Genomic DNA, 24,856 nt, shown 5'->3' with positions numbered 1-24,856 from the left:
TTTTCCCTAAGAGTTTCATAGTTTGGTCCGACGTGTTCGGAGAATGGAACTCCATGGATTTGATGCCAGTGGCATCAAATCTACTGACGTCCACCGCGTTTGCCGCGCAGTTGGCGCAGCTCATTCAGGCACGCTTGGGCAAGGGCAGAAGCGGGTTCGCCCTGTTGTCGAGACGGCCGCGAGGGGGCGGGTGGGGGCGGTTCTGCAATGGGTGATGGTTCGGCCTGAGCTGCCCAAGGCCGAAAGTCGCCTTTCAGTGCACGCTGGATCAGGCCCATCAGATACGCTGCTGGCTTGCGGATTCCACCGGCCGCACACCGTGCCCCCGCTTCGTTGAGCACCGCCTGCCGATCCCCTAGTTTAAGCTTGTTCAGCGCCACGGCGACGGCCTGACGCTCGGTTGGACTCAGGTGCAGCGCAGCGGGCCAGCGCAGGTTATCCACCGCTGGCGTCGCGCGCGGTACTGTACAAATACTTTCTTTTAATACAGTACAGGCGGCGTTCGGATTCCGAACGGTGCCGGAAAGACTGGCGTTCAGACTCGGTTCGGAATCCGAACGAGGGCCTGAACGATTCCGAACGAGGGCATTTTCTCCCGGTTCGGAATCGTGCCGAGCGGCATCGGTTGCGGGATACAATCCTTGCTGCGCCCAAAGTTCGCCCCAACTGTCGAGCCGCGTCGGTAATCGATCCCGATCAATATTCGTGTCTTGGTGGACTTCTTCCACAACGTGATGGGCGACAATACGTACCGCCTTGGTGGCATGCCCGAGGGCATGTCCGACCAGCGCTAGGTAATCCTGATCCAGTTCCATGGCTTCGGCGGGGGTTAACGGCTCATCGTGCAGAACGTACAGCGAGCTTTGAAGACGTCCGCTGAGCTGATCGCGTCCACGACTCACCAAACTGAGCCAGCGCGTCAATCTGAGCATCGTCAACACCCGAGCAATGGTTTCACGGGAGGCTGACGCACCGTAGGGCACGCTTGACAGGTAAGGCTGCAAATCCTCATAGCGCGGTGTGACCACGCCCTGACCGTGCAGCATGAGCCGAAACACCTGCCAGGCATTCCGTTCCAATGGCGTCAGCCGACTATCCAACATCAGCCGACGTGGCACGACTTCGTGAGATTGGCCACTGAACAAAAAGCCCGCCTGCAGGGCCTGGTTGGAGGGATGTTCAGTGGTGGGGCTTGCGGGCCAACGTCCACTCAACTGCTGTGTGCATTGCTGCAGGACACGCTGCCAGCGACTGGAAGGGGCAGAGCTCATGTTCTGTTGCTGTACTGGTCGATCTGCTGCCAAACGATGGTCAAGCTGATCTGTTGCTCCTCCGCCAGCAGCATCATGGCGTCGAGCTGATCCTCGGTACCATCTTGCGCGCGCAGCTGGCACCATCGCTGCCAGAGCGCATGTTCCTGAGCTTCGCTCAAATGCTGAGGACGGCCCTTACGGGTTTCTATCTTGAGCAGACGCCGACGCAGGGCGGTTTCCGAATGCGCCAGGCCGAAGCACTGATACATGATGGTGCTGCTGGCGCCGAGCTTGAGCGCTCGGTTGATCAATCGCTCGTTCTGCTCGTCGCGTTCAGTTTGTTCGATCAACCGATGCAGCACCGGTGAGTCAATCTTGACCTCAACCCAGGGTACAGTGGCATGGGCCAGGCGTGACAGCGTAGTGGGTGGTAAGGACTGCAACAGGTAGATGTCATCCTCACCCAGTCCGAGTGCTTTGCAGCGTTGCAGGTTGCCCTGGCGCAACTCGTGTAGCACCTGGGCCAGCATGGCCTGGTTGAGCACATTGAAGGACAGGTTCATGGCAGCTCCTTCGTTGACTCATCTTCAGGGGTAAGCGTTAAGTCGACCAGACGCCGGGCCAAACGGATCAGGCGATACAGTTTGATTAACAGCCTGTCGGACAGCCGCTCCAGTCCCACATCGATGGCGGGACGGTCTGGCAACGGCAGTTGGTAAATCCCCAGCAACAGCTGGCCGAACAGGGCCGAGGGCAGTTGCTTGCGATCCTCCCAGTTCACGTTGTCATGAGCGCGCAACAGGGCCAGGAGCAGTAGGTGAACGCCGGTCGCGCGAGGCACTGCAAGATCAACTCGCTCGATGTTCAGGCCGAAGCCCAAGCCATGCTGCTGGTCGATGATGCTCTCGGGATGTCCGGCATAGGCCGCCATTTCCCGCGCCAGTGTGGCAATGGCGGATCGCAGTTGTTCGGGGTTATCCAATGCTGGTGCGATGGTCCAGATGTCGTCGATCGCATAGGTGTCGACCGAAGATGCTGCGTCGGTGGCGGTCTCGCGATCGATCTGTTCGCGAATCTGTTGAACGCGTGACGGAGGACTGACAGCTGATACGACATTCGCTTCAGGCGGCGTAAGCAATTCCTCTCGCGTTGGCTCGGTCTGGGGTCTGGCATCTGTTGATTTGGAATGGGGCTCGGAGGAGGGAGCTCCTGCCGAGGCTTCGTCAATGCTCGGCAGATGGATATTCTCCGAGAGCGCTGTGAAGGCAACGCCAGGCGTCGAGATGACCCGTTGGGTGTCGCTCAGTTCCAAGGCCAACATACGGTAGGACTGTCCGAGCAAGTGGCTCATGCGTTCGAGCAGATCATCCTGGAGCTGCTCAAGATCGAAGGATTCGGGGTCGGCATCGAAGTAACTCAGAGTCTCGAGCCAAAAATCGGCGAACGCAACGGGGGCGGTTGGATAACGGTTCCAGGTTCGTTCTGCCTGGCTGCGTAGGCCGATCAGGCGTTCGATCTGGGGCTTACCCAATCCGGCATACAAGGTTTGTGGAATGGCGGGCAGTAAGTGTTCGAGACTGTCCAGCATTCGGCTGATGTGCGACTGCGAAATCGGATAGCCTCCAGCGGCAAGGCGTCGTGCCAGCTCACGTTGCGAGAGCGCAGCGCCATCTGCTTCGAGCATGGTTTTGAGCTTGGCTACCGCCAGAGCCCGTTCGATGAAGGTGAGTTGGCCGTGCAGATCGCTTTCAGCCAGATGGCCGAGTAAGGCGGTGATTTCATTGGTCCAGGGGCGGAACAGGCAATGAATGCGAAAGAAGCGCTCGTCGCGGGTTTCCTGCCACAACTCGCCGAGAATCGCTAAGCGAGTATTACCGCCGTTGCGGATGATGAAAGAGGTTTCTCCCGGACGGCGAGTAATCGGCGGAGGTTGATCTAGCCCGCGTTCACGGATGGAGGCCTTGATATCGTCATATAACGGATTACGGATGAAGCGCGGGTTGTGTTCGTAGGGCCGCAACTGCTCCAGAGTGACCAACATAGGTGTGTCGATGAGTGGATCGGACAGCCGCTCCAGCTCTGGGCCGCGAGGGAAGTGGTCCTGGTGCAGCTTGTCGGTGATCTGTTCCTGACTGAGCTTCTTCATCTGAACAACCTCAGCTAACGCCGGTTGCGCAAATGGTCACCAACCTCGAACTTGACGATCTCGGCAGTCCCCGAACCTTCGAAGTGTCGGGAAAGTTCTGCGAGGAACCAGCCCATGGCCGAGCGCCCACCCTGCAGACGAAAGACCACGGTGCAGTATTCCTCGCAAGGTGGGTGGTGTATTCGAATGGATGGTTGAACGATGATGGGAAGTTGATCCAACATCAAAAGACTCCTTGCCAAACGCTGTTGGCCTCAAGGTCGATCAAACAAAATGACTTGGCAAGAAATGCCCACATGGTGTTTCGTCTCATTGAGCCTCCGTGTATCTGTTCACCGTAGAGATCGCTTCGCGCCATTCCGGAAACAACTCAATGGCCAGCGCTTGCATGGTTTGCAGCGCGGATGGCGAGCGTCGTTTGTGTGGCTGACACGTCTCGATTCGGTGGGCCGGTAAGCCGAGGGAGGCGGCGTTGAGATACGCCACTCGGTCTGGAACTGCAGTGTCTAAAACCGATATGTGGGTAGCCCCAGCGAAGGTCTCGTGCAGGCCACGGATGATCATCCGGGTGTCCACTCGAATGACATTCACCTGGTTCAGTAGCAATCGCAAAGGGGGCGGTGTAATGCCCAGGTGGCGGAATGGTTTGAGTTCGCTGAGTAGCTTCAAGGTGCCACGCTGCAATTCGCGGGCGGCGAGCATTTCCGGTGTGATGGGGGAGAGGGCGAGGTCGGAGGCGAGGATGGCCATCTCCAGCAGCACGCTACGTGCGCCCTGGGTGTCGATCAAAAGCAGGTCATAACTGGGGCGGAAGGCATCCAGCAAATTGCGCAGACGCAGTCGCCCATCAGGGGCATGCAGCAATAAGGTGCTCAGTCGGCCTTGATCGTCGTTGGAAAGGATCAAATCGAGCCCAGGGATGGCCGTCTTGGAAACAATCTGTGTAGGCGTTGTTAGGTTGAGTGCGATGAACTCGTATGCACCCGCATCAGCCTTCTGTTTCAAGGTGTAATAGCTGGAGAGGGTAGGTTGGCTATCCAGGTCCAGCAGCAGAACGCGCAGGCCCGCATCCGCCAGAAGACCGCCGAGGTTGGCGGCTACTGTGGTTTTGCCTACCCCACCCTTGGTGGAAACCATCGATACCACACGCATGACGTCAGCCCTGCTGCGCCAAACGTTCGGTGACCCACCGCTCGATCTCCAGCGAATCCCAGCCCACAGCACGCAATCCAATGCGCTTGGCCTGCGGGAATTTCCCTTCCTTCATCAGGTTGTAAATGTGCGCACGCTTGAAGCCGGTTTTTCGTTCTACCTCGTCGCGCCGCATGATGTGGCGTTCGATCTGTGATTGCGACATTTCAGCGATGGGGGAAGATTGATTGGACATGGTGGTCACTCCTAGCGCCAGTTGGCATTTGGTGGGAAGTGACCTGGATTCAATACCAGAAAATGAGATTAGTCATTGCAATGCAATTGACGTTATTGCAGCGCAATCCTTACCGCCTAGCTTGTGCAAGACTACGTCGGCCTGCCGCAAATTTTTCATCTAGCGAACGCTTACTCAGTCCTGGAACCTCGCCGTAGTGCGCGGTTATAGAATTGACTATAGATGCCTGGCTATCGAAGATCGAATGCCGTCTTCCGCTTTCAGAAGAGCTAAGCATGGTATTGACTAGAGCTCCAATGACATTGAGAAAGCCGGCTTTAGTCTGTCCGCTGATCTCTTTTGCCGAGTCGGCAAGGGAGCGAAGATTTTCTCGCTCCAACCCAGCAGCTTCCAGTTCTGCCAAGAGCTCCTGGAGCTTTGTCTCGGTAGATTTTAGCTGCACCTGTAGGGCGTCCCTATCAGCTAGCAAAATCAGGTATGTACCATACCGTATCGATTCGTGGTCAGGTTTAATTTCGTGAAAAAGAAAAGAGGGACGCTCATCCGGATAGTGATGAAGCATCCACGACTTTAGATCCGAGTGCCGGATGGTCAGCAGTTTGAGATCGACAGGTGTACCGGGCGAAACGGTGATGCCGAGCAACCCATAACGCAATTCCTGGTTTCGGACTGCATCCAAAATTTTCTCTAAGTTCTTGTATAAACAGGGCCATTGCGGGAAAGCCGAGACGAGACGCTCAGGGTAATCCCACGTCAACTCGAGAATCCTAGCTTCGTAATTCACCAAGCCACACCAACGTATAGCCGCTTCTATGGGTCTGTAGAACAGCTTTTCATCAGCGCTATAGGGATTAGGTCCGTACATAGAGGTAGCCTCCTGTCAAAGGGCAGACCCGCTAGGTACTGTCTAAAGATCTACTGAAGTGACCTAGGCTTCCGTGCGGTTGCTGTCCGGTATTTCCCAGATTCTGAGCAAGTATTTTCCGTTCTGATTGAGTTGATCAGTCACTTTGGAGCAGCGTGGTTTAACCAACGCGTGGCGCTTCTAGTCGGGCCGCCCACTATTTCTCCGTGCATGCTTGATGTCTTTCGAGGGTGGGGCTCCGAAACGCCGGGCATATTCGCGGCTGAATTGAGCGACGCTTTCATAGCCGACTCGCAAGGCGGCGGTGTTCACGTCTACCCGCTCGATCAACATCAGGCTGCGCGCGGCTTGCAGCCGTAACGATTTTTGATATTGAATAGGGCTGGTGCCAGTCAGCTTGCGAAAGTTGTGATGCAGAGTAGAGCTGGCCATGCCCGATCGTTCGGCAAGCTCGGCCACGTGCAGCGGCTTGTCATAGTGATGCTTCAACCATTCAATGGCTCTCACGATGCCCTTGTCTCGGTAACCATCACGAGTGACGCTGTATAACCACCGGCCCGCCCCACTGAGCAGCAGCCGAACACATATCTCCCGCTTGATAAGGTCCAACATCAGGCCTGCTTCAAGCGGCCGTTCGATCAGCGTGGCGAGTCGAGCGAACGCGTCGAGCATCTCACTTGACGCTGCTCCGGCTGCAAACCCTCGCGCTTCAGATGTCATTTCTTGCTTTGGCGGTGCCTGGGTCTGGATCACCTCATTGAGCATGGAAAGGTCGAGCTTCAACACGACGGATAAATAGGGGGTCTGCTCGCTAGCGGCGGTGACGCGAGCCAGTGTCGGAATATCAACCGATGTGACGAAGAACGCCCCCTGGCCGAATTCACAGACCTCCTCGCCGAAGGTGATCTCCTTCGCACCCTGCAAAATGATTGCCATGCAAGGTTCATAAACGCAGTACGTGGGCGTACCTAGCTCGACCATCCGATAAAAGGTCAGGTCTTGAATCGATGTTTTGCAGACCTCGTTCAGACCAATCTGCAAGGTGACTTTTTCGATAAGCCGTCTGAGTGCCTGGAGTCGTTCGTTGGGCTGAGCGGGTTCGCTCAAGGCCAGGGAATGCGCATGGCCAAAACCAAACTGCGAGAAGGAACCGCTCGTCATCACATGCGCCCCCTATTTACGGAATATTCGAGTTTGCTGAGAGTGCGTGACCAGCACAAGTGCATCGGCAGGATTGTGCAAAAAATATGGCGCATTAGGGTCACCCGGCGACCCCTCATTGTTCTAGTTTCTAGTATGAAGATCGGTTTAGATGAGCCCTTGAGGCCTCAGTCGCAAAAGGAAAGTTGGATGGGCAGACGAGATTTTCTTACCTATTCGGCGGCTAATGCTGTTGCAGCCGCTTTGCTGCCAGTATCGAGTGTCGCAAGTTCGCAGGCTACAGTCCCAGCGACCTCTTCACTGACAGAGCGCGGAAGCGTGATGCGTACAGAAGGGTATACCCCTCAATTTGCCTTTGCATACCCTAAGATACATGTCGCCTCAACGCTTTGGTATGGGCGGGACGCAGATCGGCAACTTGAGCACGCTGATGCGTTACGCAGTACATTTCCGGCGTTGAGAAGAAAGGGCACCAGTGTCGTGGTTGGAACACCTCTGAGGGATGGGTTTTTGGGAGGGCGCAGCCGATATAACTTTAGCCAGGATCTACCTCCCGAAGTGGTAGAGAAGCGCGCGAATCATGGGTGTTGTCAGCCGACATGGCATCGACATCCATACTGCCGCCTTGCAGTTCGCAGCGGCACATCCGCAAGTGTCGCGATCATTTCGGGGGCGCGTTCGTCGGGGCAGATAGATTCCAATGCACAAGTATGAAGGTCGGTATTCCGGCAGCCTTTTGGGAGGACCTGAAGAGCCAGAGCTTGATCGATGCTCAAGCACCGGTTCCTTCGTGAGTAGTCAAGCGTACCCCAGCGACTGTATGACAAGTTAAGGACGGCTTACCGTCAAACGACTGATGGCAGTTTTTTACTCGTCCGAGGAGACAAGGAAAATGGCATACCTCCCTCTTAAGCTCGTGCGCCACCCTGGCCGTTTGGATCGTGCCGCAAACTATCTCGGAGGACTCCGTGATGTTTGATCTCTCGCTTCTAATCAGCCTTCCCAAACCGAACACCATCGATACCGCATCGCTTACCCTTGAAGATGCCGCAATAAAACTAAGACAGGCTGCCACGCTTAGGCTTAATGGAGCACAGAGCATCCTGCTTCATTTTCCGCGGGACGTTGAGCTGGCGGTAGAGCTCTTAGACGATGCCGCAGTGTTGTTTGACAAGGCGTTCCAATATCTGACGGGTATCCCTTCTCAACGGGTTCATCAACAGATCGGTGAGTTCGTCTCTGTCCCGTCCGCCGAAGGCTGTCCCGGTATTCGAACCCCATGGGACAATGAGTTCGGCCCGATGATTGAGGACGGTGTTCGTTGTGCGCAGACCTGGCTTGACGGCTCATCACTACCGCTATGGTGGGCACTGGCGCACAGCCGAAAGCGTCATCGCCCAGGTGATCCTCAAGATGCGTTCGAAACCGGTTTTCTGCTACGGCTGCAGCAGACGCTGATCATGCGCCGTGAAGCCGCCACCGCCCAATCAACCAGCAGTGATGCTTGAGGCGGACTTTGACGTTTGAATCCACCAAACCCTCTGATCCAGTAATTTTTGATCGTGCCGGTCGGTGCATTTCCATTCTTTTACAATGAGTTGTCCGGCTGGCTGGCGGGGTTGGTCGGGCACAAGCGGATGGCGGCTTTTTTCTGAAAGCTTGCAGGAGGAAGCCTTTAATAAACGAGCGGATCAAAGAAGTCTGGATAATGTGCAGTGAACTCTAGCGGAAGATCGGAGTCGATTACTGCAGTTGGTAAAACGGTAAGTGATGGTTTGACTGACGCTGGCTTAACTATTGTTTGATTCAGATCGATACGTATTGCTTGCAGCTTCGAACTTTACGCCATAGGAAATTTGATCAGTAGATGCATTATTGCCTCAGTACCCGGTAGCAGTTTGCGTTATTGATTTTGCAATTGATTGATTTCAGAAAAAATGATTTTAGATGTTCGTGGTACCGTTGAATACAAGAAATCGCTGATGCGTTTGATCTCCGAAGAGAAAGCCTTGATTTTGCAGTCGCATTTTGGAGCGGCGGAGCACAATATCTGGTCCCCAAAATCCTAACTACGCCGTTCGAACTATCTGCAAGCTTAGGACAGGCGGGGCGATTCACTGTGTATTATCCCCGAGTTGCAACCGATGAGGTTTAAGGCCTGAAGAATCGGCGGTATTCGCTGGGTGTGACGCCTTGCCATCTGCGAAATCCTCGAGAAAAGTTGCCTTGATCGCTGAAACCGATCAACTCGGCAATCTCACTCAAACTGCGCGACGTCTGGCGCAGGTACCAACAGGCAAGTTCGTTGCGGGCTTCATCCAGCATGTCCTGGAATTGTTTGCCTTCGCTTTCGAGTCTGCGCGCTAGCGTCCGGCGCGACAGCCCCAGGGTCTTCGCAGTATCCATCAGCGTTGGCCACTCAGGCTCGGCCAGATGGATCAGGTGGCGCACCTTCGCGCTGATACTTCCCGACAATTTGATCAATTCCTCGTCGCCAGCACTGCAAATGCGTTTGTACAGGTCGGCATCGGCAGTCTCAAGGGGCCGGTCGACCACTGAAACTTTGAATCGGATTGCCAAGTCCGGGCTGCCATGTTGTGTACACCAGGGTTCCCCAAGAACAGACCGACCGGGGGCCACAGACGGTGGCCATGGCAGTCCGATAGTGCTCTCGCGCAATGTTGCCTCGTCGACGATGGATCGGAAAATATTGAAGAGGGCATACAGCGTCGCGTTCTGCATGAACCTCGAGTAACCGCCGAGTGGCATGCGCTGCGATATCACCAGACTGGCCTGGCCCTGCGTGCGCGCGCAGTGGTAGTTGAACATGCGGCTGCGTATCGGCGCATACAGGGCAATGGTGTGCATCGCATGCCAAATGCTGGTGCTGGAGATCGCAGCCATCCCCATTGGACCGTGCGCCGCAGCAGGAATGGCGTAACCCAAATCGATCCCTGCGTCCGGCGCGTTGGGCGCGTTGATTAAATCCAGCAGTGGCAGGAAATCCAGCAGTGGCAGCAACCGCGCCTGTCCGACGAAAGGACGTGGTGCCGCCAAGCTGCGGCTGGACAGGAGCCTGGAAAAGATCTGGAAGTAGGTTGAATGAAGGCTGGGCTCAAACCATGCGCTACGCTGCTCATCGGCCGAAAGCGAGTTCGCAACTGTGGGCGTTTTTGGGTCGCCTTTTTTCATAAAATAGCCAATTTTCCGTGTCAATAGTGGCATCTTATGACAAATCTTTGGCAGGGTCAGCACTGGACTACAGAGGGGGCGTCCGAAAAGATACAAGTGTCAAAAATAAAAATAATACAGAGGCACGCATGATCAACAGTGAACATGACTATGTGGTAGTCGGCGGAGGTTCAGCAGGATGCGTTCTTGCCGGGCGCCTCAGTGAGGATCCGGGCACTAGCGTCACCTTACTTGAGGCCGGAGGCACTGGAGACAGCCAGCTCGTCAAGGCGCCAGTGGGCGTCGTCGCCATGTTACCTACCAGTATCAATAACTATGCGTTCGAGACCGTGCCACAGGTTGGTCTCGGCGGGCGCCGAGGGTATCAGCCGCGCGGCAAGGCGCTCGGCGGTTCGTCGGCCATCAATGCGATGGTCTACATACGGGGACACCGCAGCGACTATGACCACTGGGCGGCCTTGGGCAATCCGGGGTGGTCATACGACGAGTTGATGCCTTACTTCTTGCGTAGTGAGGACAACGCCAACTTCAAAGACGAGTATCACGGTCAGGGCGGGCCCTTGCCCGTAGCTAACCTGCGAACAGGCAATCCGTTCCACAGGACCTACCTTGATGCCGCTCGCCAGGCCGGCTTTTCAGTAACGCGCGATTTCAATGGTGCCGAACAAGAGGGTATCGGCATATACCAGGTCACGCAGAGGAACGGTGAACGCTGGAGTGCCGCACGATCCTATCTACACCCGCACATCGGTAACCGCCCCAACTTGCGGGTAGTAACTGGATCTCAGGCGACACGGATCCTGTTTGAAGGGCGACGTGCCGTGGGCGTGGTCTGCACGCATGCAGGACAGGAAAAAATCTACCGCGCTCGTAAGGAAGTGATCCTAAGCGCAGGGGTATTTCACACGCCGCAATTGCTGATGGTCTCCGGGGTTGGGCCCGCGCAGCATTTGAGCGAGGTAGGTGTGAAGGTGCTGCACGATCTGCCGGGCGTGGGCCAGAACCTGCAGGATCATCCTGATTTCGTTTTCGGCTACGCAGCTAAGAGCCTGGATCTCATGGGAATCTCTCTTGGTGGCTCGGTGCGTATGACGCGCGAGATCGCCCGCTACCTACGCTCGCGTCAAGGAATGCTCACCAGTAACTTTGCCGAAGGTGGTGGGTTCCTGAAAACGGACCCTTCATTGTCCGCGCCGGATGTGCAACTGCACTTCCTCATCAGTCTGGTCGACGATCACGCACGTAAGTTGCGTACCGCGCATGGCTACTCTTGCCATGTTTGCGTGCTCCGGCCGAAGAGCCGTGGGCAGGTCACATTGAAGGGACCGGATATGCGTCAGGCACCGGAGATCGACCCTGCATTTCTTCAGCATGAGGACGATCTGGAGACCCTGGTCAAGGGCTTCAAACTCACGCGCAGGTTGATGGATGCGCCCGCGCTGGCAAGCTTGCGACACAAAGACCTGTTTACAGCAGACGTCCGTACTGACGACGACATCCGCCGCGTGTTGCGTGCTCGCGTTGACACCGTCTATCACCCAGTGGGGACTTGCCGGATGGGGGTCGATCCCATGGCCGTCGTCGACCCTCAACTGCGAGTGCATGGCCTGGATGGCCTGCGTGTAGTGGACGGTTCCATCATGCCCACGCTGGTCGGTGGCAACACCAACGCTGCCACCATCGCTATCGCCGAGAAAGCGGTGGATCTGATCCGCTCAGTGCGCTAATCGCCTCCATCTGTCCAAAGTCTTTTAAGGATATGTCCATGAGCCAACGTCCCTGGTATGAGAATTATGGCGACTTGCCAATCGAAATTGATGCCGATGTTTATCCGTCGGTTCTGGCCATGATGGAAGCGGCAATGGTCGAGTTCGCAGACCGGCCAGCGTTCAAGTGCTTCGGTCAGACGCTGAGCTACCGAGATGTGGATCGGCTGTCGCGCAACTTCGCTGCTTACCTTCAGTCGTGCCTGGGTGTGCGCAAGGGCGACCGCGTCGCATTGATGACGCCGAACTTCATGGCCTACCCTATAGCTTTTCTCGGTATCGTCCGCGCCGGTGCGGTGTTGGTCAACGTCAACCCGCTTTACACGGCGCGAGAACTGGAGCATCAGCTGCGCGATGCTGGCGCTGAAATCATCATCGTCTTCAATGGCGTTTCGGCCACAGTGGCAGAGGTGGTGAGTCAGTCCGGGGCTCAGTCGTTGTTGCGGGCAGTCGTGACGATCAGCCCCGGTGATGGTACTGCGGCGACGCTGTCCAGCCCCCCGGTCGATGCGTGTCTACAGCGCACGATTTCCTTTGAGCAGGCGCTGGCAGACGGCGATAGCCTGCACTTCGTGCCGGTGGGGTTGGGCGGGGAAGATCTCCTGTTCCTGCAATACACCGGCGGCACCACCGGCTTGTCCAAAGGCGCTGCGCTGTCGCACCGCAACCTGGTGGCCAACGTGCAGCAGTTCAAGGCCGTAGTGGCAGACAACCTGCGCCCTGGCGAAGAGGTGATTGTCACTGCTATTCCGCTATACCACATCTTCGCGCTGATGGTGAATTTCATCACCTACTTCTCGGTGGGTGCCGAGAATTGGCTGGTGCCTAACCCTCGTGACATGAATGGCCTCATCGACGTGTTGAAGGCCTCGCGCTGCACTGTTTTTACCGGCGTCAACACGCTGTTTGCAGGTGTCGTAGCGCATCCGCGCGTGAAGGAGATCGACTTCTCGCGTTTACGCATGAGCGCGGGCGGCGGCTCTGCCATTCTCGAACCGACATCAACGAAATGGAAAGCATTATCCGGCTGTTTCATTCGCGAGGGCTATGGCATGTCTGAAACCAGCCCCGTGATCAGCTTCAACCTTGCTTCTGCCCAGCGCTACAACGGCACCACCGGCGTACCGCTTCCCTCCACGGACGTGATCCTGCTCAAGGAAGATGGTGCCGAGGCCGCACAGGGCGATACAGGAGAGGTTTGCGTCAGGGGGCCGCAAGTGATGCGCGGCTATTGGCAGCAATCGCAAGCAAATGCCGAAGCGTTCACGACCAATGGCTATTTCCGCACAGGTGACGTAGGCCTGTTCACGTCTGACGGCTTGCTGAAGTTAGTCGATCGCAAGAAGGACATGATCATCGTTTCCGGATTCAACGTTTTCCCGAACGAGATCGAGGGCGTGGCCGCGGCTTGCCCCGGTGTCTTGGAGTGCGCCTGTGTAGGAGTTCCAGACGAAAAAACCGGAGAGGCAGCGAAGTTGTATGTGGTGCGCGCACCCGGCGAAGACATAAGCGTCGAGCAGATCGTTGAGCATTGCCGCCGTCAGCTCACCGCCTACAAGGTGCCCAAGCTAATGGAGTTCGTCGAGGCCCTGCCCAAATCCACGGTGGGCAAGATTCTTCGGCGTGAGTTACGCCAGACCGTCTGAGACCAACATTCGCGAGGAGCTCACATGAACGCTCACAACCCTGAATTCAATCAGCTTCATATGCCTGCCGAATTCCAGCAGTGCTTTGACAATCAGCGCGCAGCCCACCTCAAGTATGCAGGGCCAACGCACGCCGAGCGAATGGCCGACTTGGACGCGCTGGCGAGGCTGCTAAAGGAAAACCGCCACCGCCTTGTTGAGGCGATCAACCTCGACTACGGAAATCGTTCGGAGTTCGAAACCCTGTTCGCCGAATTTTTCGTGGTGCTCGAGACTATCAAGGACACCAAAAAAAATCTCAAGATCTGGATGAAGCCGCAGCGTCGCCACATCGACGTGATGATGTATCCCGGTGCTTCGAACCGCGTAATTCCCCAGCCGCTGGGCGTGGTCGGCGTGATCGTACCTTGGAACTTCCCGCTTAACCTGTCTTTCTGCCCGCTGGCCGCAATCCTGGCAGCTGGCAACCGAGCCATGATCAAGATGTCAGAGAACTCGCGTCATCTGGCAACATTGCTGATCGAGATCAGTCCTCAGTATTTCCCGGAAGAGAAGCTGCGCTTCTTCGACGACGGTGGCGGCCGCGGGCCGGCGTTCTCGTCGCTGCCCTTCGACCACCTGCTGTTCACGGGCTCCGGCGCAACCGGTCGCGCAGTGATGGCCAACGCTGCACGCAACCTGACGCCGGTGACGCTGGAGTTGGGTGGCAAGGCTCCTGCTGTGGTGGGACCGGATTTCTCCATCAAGACCGCTGCCGAGCGGATCATGTGGGTGAAAATGTTCAACGCCGGGCAGATCTGTACGAACGTCGACTACGTGTTTCTGCCCGAGGGAGCCACCGAAGAGTTCGCCGCACACTGCAAGCGCCTGTTCGCCGAACGCTTCCCCGATATCAACGGGAACGACTACACCTCCATCATCGATGAACGGGCCTATGTCCGCCTAACGGCCACGCTGGAGGATGCACGTACCAAGGGGGCCAGGCTGGTGAATCTGGCCGAAGGCCAAACACCCAATGTGGCGTTGCGAAAGTTCGCGCCGCACCTCGTATTCGACCCGACGCCGCAGATGCAGTTATCGCAGCGCGAGATCTTTGGCCCGATCCTGCCGGTTCGCACTTACCGCAACGCGCAGGAGGTGGCCGACTACATCAATGCGCACGACCGTCCGCTGGCGATCTATCCATTCACGAACGACAAGGCATTGCAGAACTTCTATATCTCGCGCGTCATGTCGGGCGGCGTGGGGGTCAACGAGGCGTTGCTGCACGTGGCTCAACATGACCTGCCTTTTGGCGGGGTCGGCCCCAGTGGCATGGGGCACTACCACTCGCGCGAGGGGTTCAACACTTTCTCGAAACTGCGCCCGGTGTTTTACCAAGGACGGTTCTCGGCCATTCAGGCGCTGTTCCAGCCGCCTTACGCCGGTCGGGCCATCAAGTTGATGAACTTGCTGATCCGGTTCAAAGGCTGAGCCTCATCATAACGCACACCCTCGACACATGCTTTGTGTTCGCCGGCCACTGGTGCCGGGAGGGCGGGATATGGCTCAGCTAACTCGCGGGTGGACCGCCCCTTGTTTTGAGTAGTGTAAGGGAGCGTTCCTTACCTCCAACTTAATATGGAGACAGAAAAGATGTTTCAACAAACAACCGTTCTGGATGGTCGCGGAGTGCCGGAGTCGGCATTTGCGGACCAAGCCCGGGAAGATTGGGCAATGGCAGGAAGATTGCGCGCCACCCCTCAACTCCAAGCGCTTCACACTATCCCTCTATGTCCGCTGCCGACGTTGTGCCTGCTCCTGGGCTGCGTCATAGCTTTCGGTCTTTCGTCATACGGTATGCTGGCGGGCTGGATGCCCATCCCCCTCGGCATGATCATCAATGTGCTGGCAATGTACGCCTCATTCACGCCGTTGCATGACGGAACGCACCGGGCTGTCTCGCGCAACCCACTCATTAACGATGTAGTGAGTACCGTCAGCGGCCAGTTCCTGTTTCCTGGATTTGAAGTGGCTGTATATCGAATGCTTCACTTGGCCCATCACAAGTCGACGGGAGAACACTCCGATGACCCAGACGAAGGCGCAACCGGTTCGCTATCCGGTTTCTTCCTTTTTGGAAGTTTTCTAGAGCTTCATTGGATCTACTGGTACCTGAAACGCTTCAACCAGTGGTCGATTGCTCAGAATGTGCGTTTCTTCTTGGGCGTTTCCCTGATGGCGAGTTGGTATTTCTTTTGGATTGCATCTCCTTGGGCGCTCGAATGGATGTTGATCTGGTGGGTGCCACAGCGCATCGCTCTCTTGCTAACTCTCTATATTTTCGCGCACATCCAGCACCCGCCGGGCGTCGAGCAGCGGGAGCATCCGATCCATGCGACCGCGATCCTGAACAACAAATGGCTCGACCCATTGATGCTCGGTCAAAACGCCCATCTCATCCACCATCTTTACCCACAAATCCCCTGGTACAGGCTGAATGCTGGCTGGCGTGCCACGAAGACAGAATTGTTGCGGCGCTCTCCGCCTATTCGGGGTTATTGGGGGGGGTGGAGCCAGAATGCCATCCGGAACACCGAGACACCGTGGCGCTTGGCGACGATCGTAGCGACCGAGGATATCGCTCAGGATATACGCTTGTTCACGTTCGAATCGGCATCACCCACTCCGCTGCCGATCTATGAGGCCGGCGCCCATATCGACGTGCGGCTCGATCCTGACTTGGTTCGTCAATACTCGCTTATCGGTCGGCCGGGCAGCACGGGGCAGTGGCAGATCGCGGTCAAGCGTGATGCTAACGGGCGCGGCGGCTCCGTTGCGGCGCATGCACGTCTACAAGTGGGTACGGTTGTCGAAGTCGGCATCCCACGCAGCAATTTCCCATTGCAGATATCCAACGGACGACACGTCCTCATCGCGGGCGGCATCGGCATGACTCCTCTGATCTCGATGGCTTATGCCCTCGCCGAGGCCAAGAAGGACTTTGCGCTTCACGTCTTTGCACGTACTCAGGCCCATGTTCCATTCGGCCAGGCCATTCGAAGCTTTCCATTTGCAGCACGTATCCAGCTGCATTGCGACGAAGGTAAAGGTTTTGAAAACAATGAGATCACGGACACGCTTGGCCAATATCAAGATGGCGATCAGGTCTATCTGTGCGGACCGGCTGGATTCATGGAGCGTGTCCAGGCGGCCGCTGTAAAGTTTGGCTGGCCGGCGAACGCAATTGCAACCGAGAACTTCAGCGCGCGCGGTCCTTCTTCCCCTGATCAGCCCTTCACTATAACGTTGGCCCGCAGCGGCCGGCAGTTGAGGGTTGACGTTGGTGAGAGCATCGTTGATGCCCTGGAGCGCGAGCGTCTTTCTGTCGATACGGTGTGCCGGCAGGGAGTTTGCGGCACCTGCCGGTGCCGGGTCCTCTCCGGTGATATCGAGCACCGCGATGCAGTATTGACGACAGCAGAACGCGAGAAGGGAAACCAGATTCTTCTCTGCGTATCCAGGGCGACAGGGGAAGCGCCTCTGGTGCTTGATCTCTAAGTCAACACTGTATTTATGACAGGGCGGATGCCTGAACAAAGCTTTCCAGTAGAGCGGATATGGTCCGATGCCAGAGAGTATGCCAGATCTACGAGGGCACTTCCGACACTCAAAGAGTCCTCCTTATAAGGGGGAGCAGTGATAATTTCACGCACGGTGGTAATTGTCCTGGCCGATAACTATGCGAAAGGAAAATAAAAATAAGCCTGGTGCAATGGCTTTTCATGTTGTTCGTCGCAGGCGCATGCGGCGCTGTAGTAGTGGCAACGCTAAATGCATTGCGGATACGGTTTCCTTCCTTGTTTGGAACTGCGCACGGTTTGCTAGCTGTATTGGCTTTCGTGTCGGTGTTCGTCTCCAACTTGATCGGTGAGCGATCTAAACCGGATTCCATATGGTGTGTATTGGGTCTTTTGGCAGCATCACTGTCCGGGACTGATCTTCTCGAGATTGTTGCGTTCAGAGCTTAATCCCTTGGAAGCTTGTCGCGCTGCATTCTTGATTTAGGAGTGGCATGCTGCATCTTACTAGTTGGCACCAGAATCGCGGATGAGTTGTTGGTTGAGTTTTTGAACTTATCAACCGGCAGGCATACGGCGACGCAATGCTAAGTAAGAACCTTAACTTGATTCTTTTCATCTATAACGATAAGAGAGATATAAAATGACCTTCGACTCGCCTCGCTCTTTGATGAAAACAGGACAAAAAAATGCATTTTGGATTGCTACCTGGCTCCTGCTACTTGGAGTGTTCATGGTAGGTAAAGCTGCTGCGGAGGACAGTCCTTGGGTCTTGCGAGTTGGCCCAGCAAGTGTTCTTTGGGATGAGTCAGCGAAAGTCAAATTGGGAGGGGCGTCGATACCGGGCGCCGATGTGAACGTCAAGGACAATTACTCGCTTGCGTTCGACATCGGTTATGAATTCACCGACAACTGGAGTACGCACTTTGCTTTTGGTATTCCACCAAAAACTAAGCTGACCACGGCGGGATCTCTCAATGCAGCGCGGCCGCCGCTATCAGGAACGCTCGGTGAGGTTCGGTATGGCCCAGCCATCCTCAGTGCCGTTTACAAGTTCAACCCCAAAGGCAGTATTTCACCTTATATCGGGGCTGGCCTGACATATGTCTACGTGTTTAGCTCAAAAGATGGGGACGTCGACAGCCTGAAGGTGGATAACACATGGGGCTCGGTCTTACAGGCCGGTTTCACTGTGCCACTCCAAAAGAACTGGTCGTTCTTTGTGGACGCTCGTAAGTTATTCATAAAAACAAAGGCCAGTGGAAACATTCCCGCTCTGGGCGGTCAGGCCGTGTCCGCTTCGTTCGATCTCGATCCGTTGATTATTCATACCGGGCTCGAATACCATTTCTGATTGTTATTGACTTGATTGGCGATATTGCACAAGAAGTTAGACTGCTCCCTGACGATGTTACCCGGCCGGTGGCAAACCGGCTGGACAACACGCCGAAGTCCCTCGAGACCGGTTCGACGTAATTGCGTAAGCTGGCCTCAACATCTTCCCGTTTGCTCCTGAGGTTGGCGGGCGTGGACTAGCGTTTCCGACGCAGGCTACAGTCACCGTAGATGCAGACCGTAGCGACCAAGGTCGACAGCGGCTGTTGCATCGAGGGCAAGAAGCTGAATCACAAACTCTGCTGCTGCGAACTACACTTTCACCGCTATGCCTGCTAGCGACTAAGGCACTGAATTGCAGGCGTTCGTGTCAAAGTATCCGGCAGCGTTTTTCGCTAGGCAAGCAGCGAACCTGTGCACGTGCGGTGACACCGACAGGTGGAAGGGGGAGCGGCCTGTGCCTATGGTGGTGTTTGAGCCTCTACACAACGTCGGCTTGGGGGGATGGTTATTTCAAATCAAACCCGGCGCTCCATCCAACCAAGCGTTACCTGATCTTTCGCGCGATCAACCCGGCAGATGAGATGTTGGCTACTCTTACGGTACATAGCATCGACATCAACTCCTCTCTGTTCTACAGAGTTTTACTGATATCAGGGAGGAGCGTTCTGCAAATGAGATGGTATGGCTGGCTTTGTTCCATCGCACCCCCGAGATAGAAAATCGTTTGGCCAGCGCTATGATGCTTTCATGCGTAGGCAGTTGCGCGATGTCGCCGTAACAAGCACCTGCCTGCAAGAGCGCAATTTTCCATGCCTCAGGTTCAGACATGTGACGACGCGATACACGAAGTACCTCTTTGTGTCCTGAGCGGACGAAATGAATCTCGTACTGGCTATCCATGCGTGCGCTCCTCTGTCAGCCGATCTGGTTTGACTGTACAAGTGAGTGTCGCTAGTAGCTATTGGCCTTAATTAATCGCGGGTATCGAATTTCGTTATCGAAATTAGGGTGCTTTTTTGAAGCGACCGCATCCAGAGCTGTACCTCAGGCTTAGAAAGCGCTGGAGCTGTAAGACGTTGATCGCAGCGTACAGCGAACGGACCTAATGGAAAGCCGGGGTAGTCCTGTAGTGTCGTAGATATACCGAGCGCATCGCGGTGCGATTCTGCAGGGCGTTTTTGTGAGTATACGCCTCTTAATATCCATTGAATGGAACGATTGTTCGGTTGCTGGTGCAGCCGACCATCGATTGACGATACCCGTCAAAACTTAAATGTGTACCAGAAAGTCAAACAGTTTTCGTTGGCGCTATCAGCGTACGTCGATCGATTGGTTGAGTTGCACCACTGCGCTGATACATTTCTGAGCGGCCTACTCTGGATGGTGCGGGTGATATCGGTCACATGCTCTCATTTCTTGCCGTCCTGTCCTGCCACTCGCAAGCGGGCGGCTTGGGCTGAGCTCAGAAGGGGCGCGTCCACCTCTTGCCCTTTGGCGTACTTCAAGCCCTGAGGCCAGGCAATCCTGTGGTGGCAAAGTCGAAGTCATAGCGTGCAATCCACACCCGCTCCTGGGGCGCGGGTAAAGTCGCTGAGCAGCGACTCGCCGAACAGATAGGTATCACGTCGGTGATCATGGCGAACGGTGTATCTTCTATGGTTTCGGCGCCAGTCCCAACAGCCCGTAGGCCGTGTGGCGATCAGTAATCGGAGGTGAGTGAGCGCGCCAATGAGAAAGGAGAAAGACTCGCTGGCATAAGTGGATATACGCTAATTTTTATTATTTTAAAGAATAAGCATAGCGAAATATATTCCTTGATCATATGGTTCACCGTGCTACCTTGCTGTCACCGGACCACCGGATATGTTCAGCCTTATTATTATGGTACGACTATGTCCGGCGCCCGAATCTTCCAAATCAGCCTTGAAGCTCTGTCACATGACGGCGCCCATGTCGCGATTTCTCATGCCGACAATATCCGCACCCGTTCTTTTTCCTCCAGTGCCGTTCCCTCCGTTACCGGCAAACCTCTCCCTTGTCAGGCTAACAGCGAAGCCTGCAGTGCAATCAGCGAAGGCTTGGCGTTTCTTCTCTACGCCATGTGAATCGTCGTTGTTGGGTACTTCCATACGGTTAATCCAGCCAAACATCTTCAGGTAATCCCGGTTTATGGGGTTGCAGCTTGAAGTGTGAGTGATTGGGCGCCCGTTCCGAGCAAGATCTATCGTGACTGACAACAATGCCAAACTATTTGGATGACGCTCATCGAGCGGAAATCGTCAAGCTGAGCACTACCGTAACTAGTAAAACCGAATGGCCCACCTGGCTTTTGTTAGTCGGGTTCTATCTGGCTTGGGCGTTTATTATTTTTTGTGGGAGTGTACTTGGCGAAGTACTCAGCCTTGTCCTGTTGATTCCACTGGTTGTGCTGTGGATGTCGATTCAGCATGAGCTTATCCACGGTCATCCAACGCGTTGGGCTGGCATCAATAAAGCCTTGGGATTTCTGCCATTTGCCGTATGGTACCCCTACGACATCTATAGGAACACCCATTTGGCGCATCACCACGACGAGGCGTTGACGGTGCCGGGCCAAGATCCGGAAAGTCGTTATGTCACTGGTGCTGTTTGGTTGCGCTCGCCTCGCTATATCAGAACGTTGTTATGGGTAAACAAGACCGTGGGTGGTCGTTTGCTTATGGGTGCGCCGTTGGCGGTGATCACCCTTGTGGGTGGCGAGATTGGAGGTCTGTTTCACACCGGTCGAATCGCTTGGCGGATGTGGGCCGCTCATATATTCAGTGTTGGCATAGTGCTGGCTTTGGTTGAGCAATACAGCGCCATCAGTGCCATACAGTACCTATTCCTGGTTTCGCTGCCGGCCTTGTCGATTGCCATGGTCAGGTCGTTTTACGAACATCGTCCGTCAACGCTTCCGGAACACCGCACGGTTATCAATGAATCGTCGGGGCTGTTGAGTTGGCTGTTTCTCAACCTCAATCTTCACCTGGTTCATCACGATCTTCCTGGTTTGCCCTGGTTTTACTTACCCAGGGTGTATAGAGCCAAGCGGGAACAATGGATCGCGCGAAACAATGGCTATGTCATTCATGGCTACTTCCAGTTATTGCAGAAACATCTGGTCAGTCCCGTGGATTGTCCTCGCCATCCTGCTGAGCACTGAAATATGCAAGCTAATCTGAGCGTCGGAAAATGATACGTTTTGAAGCCATAAAGAAAACTCATAAAGGCAGCCCGCGAACTGCCGTGAGCGATTTAACGCTTCACGTCCGGGAGGGTGAGATCTGTGTATTTGTCGGGCCTAGTGGGTGTGGCAAAACCACCATTTTGCGCATGATCAACAGGCTGGATACCCAGGACAGTGGCCGCATCTTTGTCAACGGCGTGGCAACCGATGAGCTTGACGTCGTTACGTTACGCCGTGGTATTGGGTTCATGATGCAGAGCGCGGCCTTATTTCCCCACCAGACGGTTGCCGAAAATATTGGCGCAGTACCGCGACTCCTGGGCTGGAGCAAACATAAAATCCGCCAGCGCGTGAGCGAGCTCATCTCCCTGGTTGGGCTTCAGCCGGAATTTCTGGACCGCTACCCTAATCAGCTGTCGGGCGGGCAGCAAAGTCGTGTCGCCCTGGCAAGGGCATTGGCCTCGGACCCACCGGTTGTATTGATGGACGAACCCTTTGCCGCGCTTGATCCGGTGATACGCGAGCGACTGCAGGATGAACTGGTTGCGCTTCAGCGACGTCTGCATAAAACCATTATCCTGGTGACCCATGATATGGAGGAGGCCATCAAGATTGGTGATCGGATTGCCATCTTCGAGGGCGAAGGGAAACTTGTTCAGTTCGATACCCCTCACAACATCCTTGCCCATCCTGCCAGCGAGTTTGTGAAGAACTTTATCGGCAAAGATCCGCTGTTAAAAAGGCTTTCGCTGATGAAGGTTTCTGATCTTCCGGCGGATGAGGTCAGCTGTGAATTCAAACTTATACTGGATGACAAGTCCAACCCGTTGAAGTGGGTCAGTGAATCGGACGTGCCTGTTCCGGAGCTGACTACGGTGTCGAGTAACGACTCATTGCATCACGCCCTGGTTAAAATTCTAACGGCGCCTATCGGTGTGGTTGTTCGCGTGGACGAGGCCGGCGGTTACCAAGGTTGCCTCTCGATTGCTAGCCTTCACAGCGCACTCAATGAGCGCCGCTTCGGAAGTGCGCAATGATTGACTGGTCCTGGATCGTTGAAAACGGGCAGCAGATCGGTCAGCTGTTAGTTGATCATATTCAGTTGGTGACCTTGGGCCTGTGTATAGGGATGCTATTAGCGGGCGCAATGGTGCTCTTGACGTTGTGCCAGCCAGGTCTGGCGCGGCCGATGATTTATGTCTGCGGCATACTTTTTACCATTCCGTCCCTGGCACTGTTTATTTTGATAATGCCTTTTACCGGTTTATCCAAGACCACGGCGGTCATTGGTTTGAGCCTGTATTCCTTGCTTATCGTGTTACAGAACACCTTGGCGGGGCTTGCGAGTAACCCTGCGGACGTATTGGAGGAAGCCCGTGCGCTCGGGTATACGCGCATGCAGAGATTCCTCGGGGTTGAACTTCCACTGGCGCTGCCTGCGTTATTGGCAGGCTTACGAACCACCTCGGTTACTTTGGTAGGACTGGTGACTGTTACTGCCTTGATTGGACAAGGTGGACTGGGCCAGCTGTTCATTACCGGGCTGGCTCAAAGTTTCACTACCCCTGTGGCGGTCAGCCTGGTCCTGACGGTGATGTTGGCGTTATGTTTTGATTTTCTGTTTTATTCAATCAATAAATGGCTGGTGCCTTGGGTGCGCTGATGAACATGTTCGTGGGTGTCTATCTTTGGTTTTCTCTTCCTGATAATTGGTTGGGTGAAAACGGCATACTGACTCGGCTGGCAGAGCATATTTATTATGTGTCCTTGAGCCTGGCCATTGCTTGCGCAATAGCGTTGCCGCTTGGCGTACTGCTGGCTAACTACCGCAAAGGCGCGCAGGTGGCGATAGGGCTGTTCAATATTGGGCGAGCATTACCGTCCCTGGGTATTGTGATACTTGCAATCATGCTTATTGGCTATGAAACCAGCACGGTGATTATCGCGTTGGTGACCATGAGCATCCCGCCGATATTAACCAATACCTATGTTGGCATCGATCAGGTGGATTCATCCCTGAAGCAGGCTGCCAGATCGATGGGCATGCGCAGAGGGCAGATGTTTTTCCAGCTCGAGTTGCCGTTGGCTTTTCCGCTGATCTTTTCTGGATTCCGCTCAGCCCTGGTGCAACTTATCGCCACGGCCACCATCGCCGCGTATGCCGGCTTCGGCGGGCTGGGCAGGTTTCTGATTGATGGACTGGGCCGAAATGATACGCCGCAAATTATTGGCGGCGCACTGATAGTGTCGGCACTGGCGATTGCCAGTGAGTGGGTTTGTTCAATGATAGAAACATTCATGGTTAGAAAATGGCGCGCGGGGAAAATCGAACTAAGCGCTACATGACCTGAGGCATTTGAAAGTGTGTATTAACTCTGCAGAGGTGCAAACCCACATGAAAAACAAACAACGTTCGAAGGCTCGATCAGCGCACTCGGTTTCATTGCTGCTGGGGCTAGGCTTGCTGGTGGGCAGCGCGTTGGCCAGCGCTCAGTCCATCACCATTGGAGGGGCCAATTTTTCCGAGCAGACGATTCTCGCCAACATCTATGCGTCAGCCCTGAAAAATCAAGGGATAGACGTCAAGACCCGACTCAATCTGGGCAACCGCCAGATCATCGCCCAGGCCCTGGAAAACGGCGATATAGACGTCGTACCCGAATACCTGGGGTCACTGTTGAGTTTCTATGACGACAAGACCGCCCTGACCACCCAAAAGGAGATCCTCAGCGCTTTGCAACAGAAGTTGCCGGCGGACCTCCAGTTGCTTGAGCCTTCGTCCGCAGGCTCCATTACCGCCTGGGCCGTCACCCAAAAGACCGCAGAAAAGTACAACCTGCGCACCTTGTCCGACCTGGCGCCCGTCTCGGGTGATTTCACCCTGGGCGGGCCTCCCGAAGTCGCCACGGCTGCGTTAGGCCTGCCCGGGTTGAAGGCGGTCTACGGCATCAACTTCAAGAGCGTCAAGTCGCTGGACATGGGCGGGCCCTTGTCGCGGCTGGCGTTGAACTCCGGCGCTATCGACGTGGCCACGGTGGTCTCCACGCAAGGCATCCTGGCGAAAGAGCCTTGGGTTGTCCTCGAGGACGACAAGCACCAACAGCCCCTGCAAAACATCACGCCATTGGGGCGCAAGGCGTTGCTGACCCCGGAAGTCACCCAGGTGCTTAACGAGGTTTCTGCAAAGCTGACCGATGACGACCTCAAGCAACTCAATCGCCTGGTTGATATCGATCACAAGGACCCTGCGAAAGTCGCGGCGCAGTGGGTTGCCGAACATACCGTCAAGACGGCCCAGTGAAAATCAATGCGACGTGGGTAAGGTCGCGGAGGC

At 55.4% G+C, this 24,856-nt stretch carries 23 protein-coding genes and 2 pseudogenes; 13 read left to right on the top strand and 12 right to left on the bottom strand.

From position 1 onward, the window contains the following. Positions 1 to 80: 80 nt before the first annotated feature. The 8 genes from HNR03_RS01735 to HNR03_RS01700 all read right to left on the bottom strand — a co-directional run bounded on the left by HNR03_RS01735 (position 81) and on the right by HNR03_RS01700 (position 6,812). On the bottom strand, positions 81 to 1,271 hold the full coding sequence (locus tag HNR03_RS01735; protein WP_259150348.1) for an STY4528 family pathogenicity island replication protein: 1,191 nt from the start codon (positions 1,269 to 1,271) through the stop codon (positions 81 to 83). Continuing rightward, a complete protein-coding gene (locus tag HNR03_RS01730; RefSeq protein ID WP_259150347.1) occupies positions 1,268 to 1,816 on the bottom strand; it encodes a DUF2857 domain-containing protein in 549 nt (182 codons plus the stop codon). The genes HNR03_RS01735 and HNR03_RS01730 overlap by 4 nt, the downstream gene beginning before the upstream one ends. Continuing rightward, complete coding sequence (locus HNR03_RS01725; protein ID WP_259150344.1) at positions 1,813 to 3,399, bottom strand: ParB family protein; 1,587 nt, start codon at positions 3,397 to 3,399, stop codon at positions 1,813 to 1,815. The genes HNR03_RS01730 and HNR03_RS01725 overlap by 4 nt, the downstream gene beginning before the upstream one ends. A 14-nt stretch (positions 3,400 to 3,413) precedes the next feature. Next, positions 3,414 to 3,623 (bottom strand): hypothetical protein, encoded by a 210-nt coding sequence (locus tag HNR03_RS31715; RefSeq protein WP_007900988.1) that lies wholly within the window; start codon positions 3,621 to 3,623, stop codon positions 3,414 to 3,416. Between the two features lie 85 nt (positions 3,624 to 3,708). Then, positions 3,709 to 4,551, bottom strand: a complete 843-nt coding sequence (locus tag HNR03_RS01715) for a ParA family protein (protein ID WP_259150341.1) — start codon at positions 4,549 to 4,551, stop codon at positions 3,709 to 3,711. 4 nt (positions 4,552 to 4,555) lie between these two features. Further along, complete coding sequence (locus tag HNR03_RS01710) at positions 4,556 to 4,786, bottom strand: AlpA family transcriptional regulator (protein ID WP_259150340.1); 231 nt, start codon at positions 4,784 to 4,786, stop codon at positions 4,556 to 4,558. A 109-nt stretch (positions 4,787 to 4,895) separates the two neighbouring features. Beyond that, positions 4,896 to 5,651 carry a hypothetical protein gene (locus HNR03_RS01705; RefSeq protein ID WP_259150338.1) on the bottom strand — a complete coding sequence of 252 codons (756 nt, stop codon included), beginning with the start codon at positions 5,649 to 5,651 and terminating at the stop codon, positions 4,896 to 4,898. 180 nt (positions 5,652 to 5,831) lie between these two features. After that, a complete protein-coding gene (locus HNR03_RS01700) occupies positions 5,832 to 6,812 on the bottom strand; it encodes an AraC family transcriptional regulator (RefSeq protein ID WP_259150337.1) in 981 nt (326 codons plus the stop codon). Between HNR03_RS01700 and HNR03_RS31710 the strand changes: the two are divergent. The 3 genes and pseudogenes from HNR03_RS31710 to HNR03_RS01685 all read left to right on the top strand — a co-directional run. After that, positions 6,768 to 7,049: pseudogene (locus HNR03_RS31710) on the top strand (hypothetical protein); the annotation flags it as partial. The gene HNR03_RS01700 and the pseudogene HNR03_RS31710 overlap by 45 nt on opposite strands. Before the next feature lie 180 nt (positions 7,050 to 7,229). Then, positions 7,230 to 7,606: pseudogene (locus tag HNR03_RS01690) on the top strand (aldo/keto reductase); the annotation flags it as partial. 177 nt (positions 7,607 to 7,783) lie between these two features. Continuing rightward, positions 7,784 to 8,320, top strand: coding sequence for a LasR-specific antiactivator QslA (locus HNR03_RS01685; protein ID WP_259150336.1), 537 nt, complete (start codon positions 7,784 to 7,786; stop codon positions 8,318 to 8,320). A 643-nt stretch (positions 8,321 to 8,963) separates the two neighbouring features. Here HNR03_RS01685 and HNR03_RS01680 read toward each other — a convergent pair. After that, on the bottom strand, positions 8,964 to 10,037 hold the full coding sequence (locus HNR03_RS01680) for an AraC family transcriptional regulator (RefSeq protein ID WP_259150333.1): 1,074 nt from the start codon (positions 10,035 to 10,037) through the stop codon (positions 8,964 to 8,966). 95 nt (positions 10,038 to 10,132) lie between these two features. Here HNR03_RS01680 and HNR03_RS01675 point away from each other — a divergent pair, with 95 nt between their 5' ends. The 5 genes from HNR03_RS01675 (at position 10,133) to HNR03_RS01655 (ending at position 18,330) form a co-directional block, all read left to right on the top strand. Next, on the top strand, positions 10,133 to 11,731 hold the full coding sequence (locus HNR03_RS01675) for a GMC family oxidoreductase (protein ID WP_259150331.1): 1,599 nt from the start codon (positions 10,133 to 10,135) through the stop codon (positions 11,729 to 11,731). A 38-nt stretch (positions 11,732 to 11,769) separates the two neighbouring features. Next, positions 11,770 to 13,416 carry an AMP-binding protein gene (locus tag HNR03_RS01670; protein WP_259150330.1) on the top strand — a complete coding sequence of 549 codons (1,647 nt, stop codon included), beginning with the start codon at positions 11,770 to 11,772 and terminating at the stop codon, positions 13,414 to 13,416. 24 nt (positions 13,417 to 13,440) lie between these two features. Continuing rightward, a complete protein-coding gene (locus HNR03_RS01665) occupies positions 13,441 to 14,889 on the top strand; it encodes a coniferyl aldehyde dehydrogenase (RefSeq protein ID WP_259150328.1) in 1,449 nt (482 codons plus the stop codon). Positions 14,890 to 15,051: 162 nt separating this feature from the next. After that, positions 15,052 to 16,956, top strand: a complete 1,905-nt coding sequence (locus HNR03_RS01660) for a fatty acid desaturase (protein ID WP_259150327.1) — start codon at positions 15,052 to 15,054, stop codon at positions 16,954 to 16,956. Between the two features lie 663 nt (positions 16,957 to 17,619). Then, entirely contained in the window at positions 17,620 to 18,330 is a 711-nt protein-coding gene (locus tag HNR03_RS01655; RefSeq protein ID WP_259150326.1) for an OmpW family protein, read from the top strand. Between the two features lie 599 nt (positions 18,331 to 18,929). On the opposite strand, the gene HNR03_RS01650 is transcribed toward HNR03_RS01655, so the two are convergent. From HNR03_RS01650 to HNR03_RS01640, 3 genes are all read right to left on the bottom strand, one after another. Next, positions 18,930 to 19,214 carry a hypothetical protein gene (locus HNR03_RS01650; protein ID WP_259150325.1) on the bottom strand — a complete coding sequence of 95 codons (285 nt, stop codon included), beginning with the start codon at positions 19,212 to 19,214 and terminating at the stop codon, positions 18,930 to 18,932. 601 nt (positions 19,215 to 19,815) lie between these two features. Next, entirely contained in the window at positions 19,816 to 19,950 is a 135-nt protein-coding gene (locus HNR03_RS01645; protein WP_259150324.1) for an OprD family porin, read from the bottom strand. A 298-nt stretch (positions 19,951 to 20,248) separates the two neighbouring features. Continuing rightward, positions 20,249 to 20,443 carry a hypothetical protein gene (locus HNR03_RS01640; protein WP_259150323.1) on the bottom strand — a complete coding sequence of 65 codons (195 nt, stop codon included), beginning with the start codon at positions 20,441 to 20,443 and terminating at the stop codon, positions 20,249 to 20,251. A gap of 110 nt (positions 20,444 to 20,553) precedes the next feature. Between HNR03_RS01640 and HNR03_RS01635 the strand changes: the two genes are divergently transcribed. Genes HNR03_RS01635 through HNR03_RS01615 form a run of 5 tightly spaced genes read left to right on the top strand, consistent with a single transcriptional unit; the run spans position 20,554 to position 24,823 of the window. After that, positions 20,554 to 21,498, top strand: a complete 945-nt coding sequence (locus tag HNR03_RS01635) for a fatty acid desaturase (protein WP_259150321.1) — start codon at positions 20,554 to 20,556, stop codon at positions 21,496 to 21,498. Positions 21,499 to 21,527: 29 nt separating this feature from the next. Further along, the gene (locus HNR03_RS01630; RefSeq protein ID WP_259150319.1) at positions 21,528 to 22,559 is read left to right on the top strand and encodes an ABC transporter ATP-binding protein; all 1,032 of its coding nucleotides are present in this window, start codon (positions 21,528 to 21,530) and stop codon (positions 22,557 to 22,559) included. Then, a complete protein-coding gene (locus HNR03_RS01625; RefSeq protein WP_259150318.1) occupies positions 22,556 to 23,185 on the top strand; it encodes an ABC transporter permease in 630 nt (209 codons plus the stop codon). Before HNR03_RS01630 ends, HNR03_RS01625 begins: the two co-directional genes overlap by 4 nt. Beyond that, positions 23,185 to 23,868 carry an ABC transporter permease gene (locus tag HNR03_RS01620; protein ID WP_259150317.1) on the top strand — a complete coding sequence of 228 codons (684 nt, stop codon included), beginning with the start codon at positions 23,185 to 23,187 and terminating at the stop codon, positions 23,866 to 23,868. The genes HNR03_RS01625 and HNR03_RS01620 overlap by 1 nt, the downstream gene beginning before the upstream one ends. Positions 23,869 to 23,917: 49 nt before the next feature. Then, positions 23,918 to 24,823, top strand: a complete 906-nt coding sequence (locus HNR03_RS01615) for an ABC transporter substrate-binding protein (protein ID WP_098479602.1) — start codon at positions 23,918 to 23,920, stop codon at positions 24,821 to 24,823. The last annotated feature ends 33 nt before the right edge of the window (positions 24,824 to 24,856 follow it).

It is taken from the genome of Pseudomonas sp. JAI111, from assembly GCF_024809425.1.
In the GTDB taxonomy this organism is placed as follows: domain Bacteria; phylum Pseudomonadota; class Gammaproteobacteria; order Pseudomonadales; family Pseudomonadaceae; genus Aquipseudomonas.
Note: the sequence above shows the minus strand (reverse complement) of the source record. Positions and strands in the feature narration are given on the sequence as shown.

Excerpts from the sequence above, each read along its gene's own strand:
- HNR03_RS01615 (WP_098479602.1), top strand. The coding sequence starts at position 23,918 with ATGAAAAACAAACAACGTTCGAAGGCTCGATCAGCGCACTCGGTTTCA.
- HNR03_RS01635 (WP_259150321.1), top strand. The coding sequence starts at position 20,554 with ATGCCAAACTATTTGGATGACGCTCATCGAGCGGAAATCGTCAAGCTG.
- HNR03_RS01730 (WP_259150347.1), bottom strand. The coding sequence starts at position 1,816 with ATGAACCTGTCCTTCAATGTGCTCAACCAGGCCATGCTGGCCCAGGTG.
- HNR03_RS01645 (WP_259150324.1), bottom strand. The coding sequence starts at position 19,950 with ATGATCACCGACGTGATACCTATCTGTTCGGCGAGTCGCTGCTCAGCG.
- HNR03_RS01670 (WP_259150330.1), top strand. The coding sequence starts at position 11,770 with ATGAGCCAACGTCCCTGGTATGAGAATTATGGCGACTTGCCAATCGAA.
- HNR03_RS01710 (WP_259150340.1), bottom strand. The coding sequence starts at position 4,786 with ATGTCCAATCAATCTTCCCCCATCGCTGAAATGTCGCAATCACAGATC.
- HNR03_RS01700 (WP_259150337.1), bottom strand. The coding sequence starts at position 6,812 with ATGACGAGCGGTTCCTTCTCGCAGTTTGGTTTTGGCCATGCGCATTCC.
- HNR03_RS01715 (WP_259150341.1), bottom strand. The coding sequence starts at position 4,551 with ATGCGTGTGGTATCGATGGTTTCCACCAAGGGTGGGGTAGGCAAAACC.
- HNR03_RS01680 (WP_259150333.1), bottom strand. The coding sequence starts at position 10,037 with ATGCCACTATTGACACGGAAAATTGGCTATTTTATGAAAAAAGGCGAC.
- HNR03_RS01620 (WP_259150317.1), top strand. The coding sequence starts at position 23,185 with ATGAACATGTTCGTGGGTGTCTATCTTTGGTTTTCTCTTCCTGATAAT.
- HNR03_RS01725 (WP_259150344.1), bottom strand. The coding sequence starts at position 3,399 with ATGAAGAAGCTCAGTCAGGAACAGATCACCGACAAGCTGCACCAGGAC.
- HNR03_RS01660 (WP_259150327.1), top strand. The coding sequence starts at position 15,052 with ATGTTTCAACAAACAACCGTTCTGGATGGTCGCGGAGTGCCGGAGTCG.
- HNR03_RS01685 (WP_259150336.1), top strand. The coding sequence starts at position 7,784 with ATGTTTGATCTCTCGCTTCTAATCAGCCTTCCCAAACCGAACACCATC.
- HNR03_RS01625 (WP_259150318.1), top strand. The coding sequence starts at position 22,556 with ATGATTGACTGGTCCTGGATCGTTGAAAACGGGCAGCAGATCGGTCAG.
- HNR03_RS31715 (WP_007900988.1), bottom strand. The coding sequence starts at position 3,623 with ATGTTGGATCAACTTCCCATCATCGTTCAACCATCCATTCGAATACAC.
- HNR03_RS01650 (WP_259150325.1), bottom strand. The coding sequence starts at position 19,214 with ATGGATAGCCAGTACGAGATTCATTTCGTCCGCTCAGGACACAAAGAG.
- HNR03_RS01705 (WP_259150338.1), bottom strand. The coding sequence starts at position 5,651 with ATGTACGGACCTAATCCCTATAGCGCTGATGAAAAGCTGTTCTACAGA.
- HNR03_RS01675 (WP_259150331.1), top strand. The coding sequence starts at position 10,133 with ATGATCAACAGTGAACATGACTATGTGGTAGTCGGCGGAGGTTCAGCA.
- HNR03_RS01665 (WP_259150328.1), top strand. The coding sequence starts at position 13,441 with ATGAACGCTCACAACCCTGAATTCAATCAGCTTCATATGCCTGCCGAA.
- HNR03_RS01735 (WP_259150348.1), bottom strand. The coding sequence starts at position 1,271 with ATGAGCTCTGCCCCTTCCAGTCGCTGGCAGCGTGTCCTGCAGCAATGC.
- HNR03_RS01655 (WP_259150326.1), top strand. The coding sequence starts at position 17,620 with ATGACCTTCGACTCGCCTCGCTCTTTGATGAAAACAGGACAAAAAAAT.
- HNR03_RS01630 (WP_259150319.1), top strand. The coding sequence starts at position 21,528 with ATGATACGTTTTGAAGCCATAAAGAAAACTCATAAAGGCAGCCCGCGA.
- HNR03_RS01640 (WP_259150323.1), bottom strand. The coding sequence starts at position 20,443 with ATGGAAGTACCCAACAACGACGATTCACATGGCGTAGAGAAGAAACGC.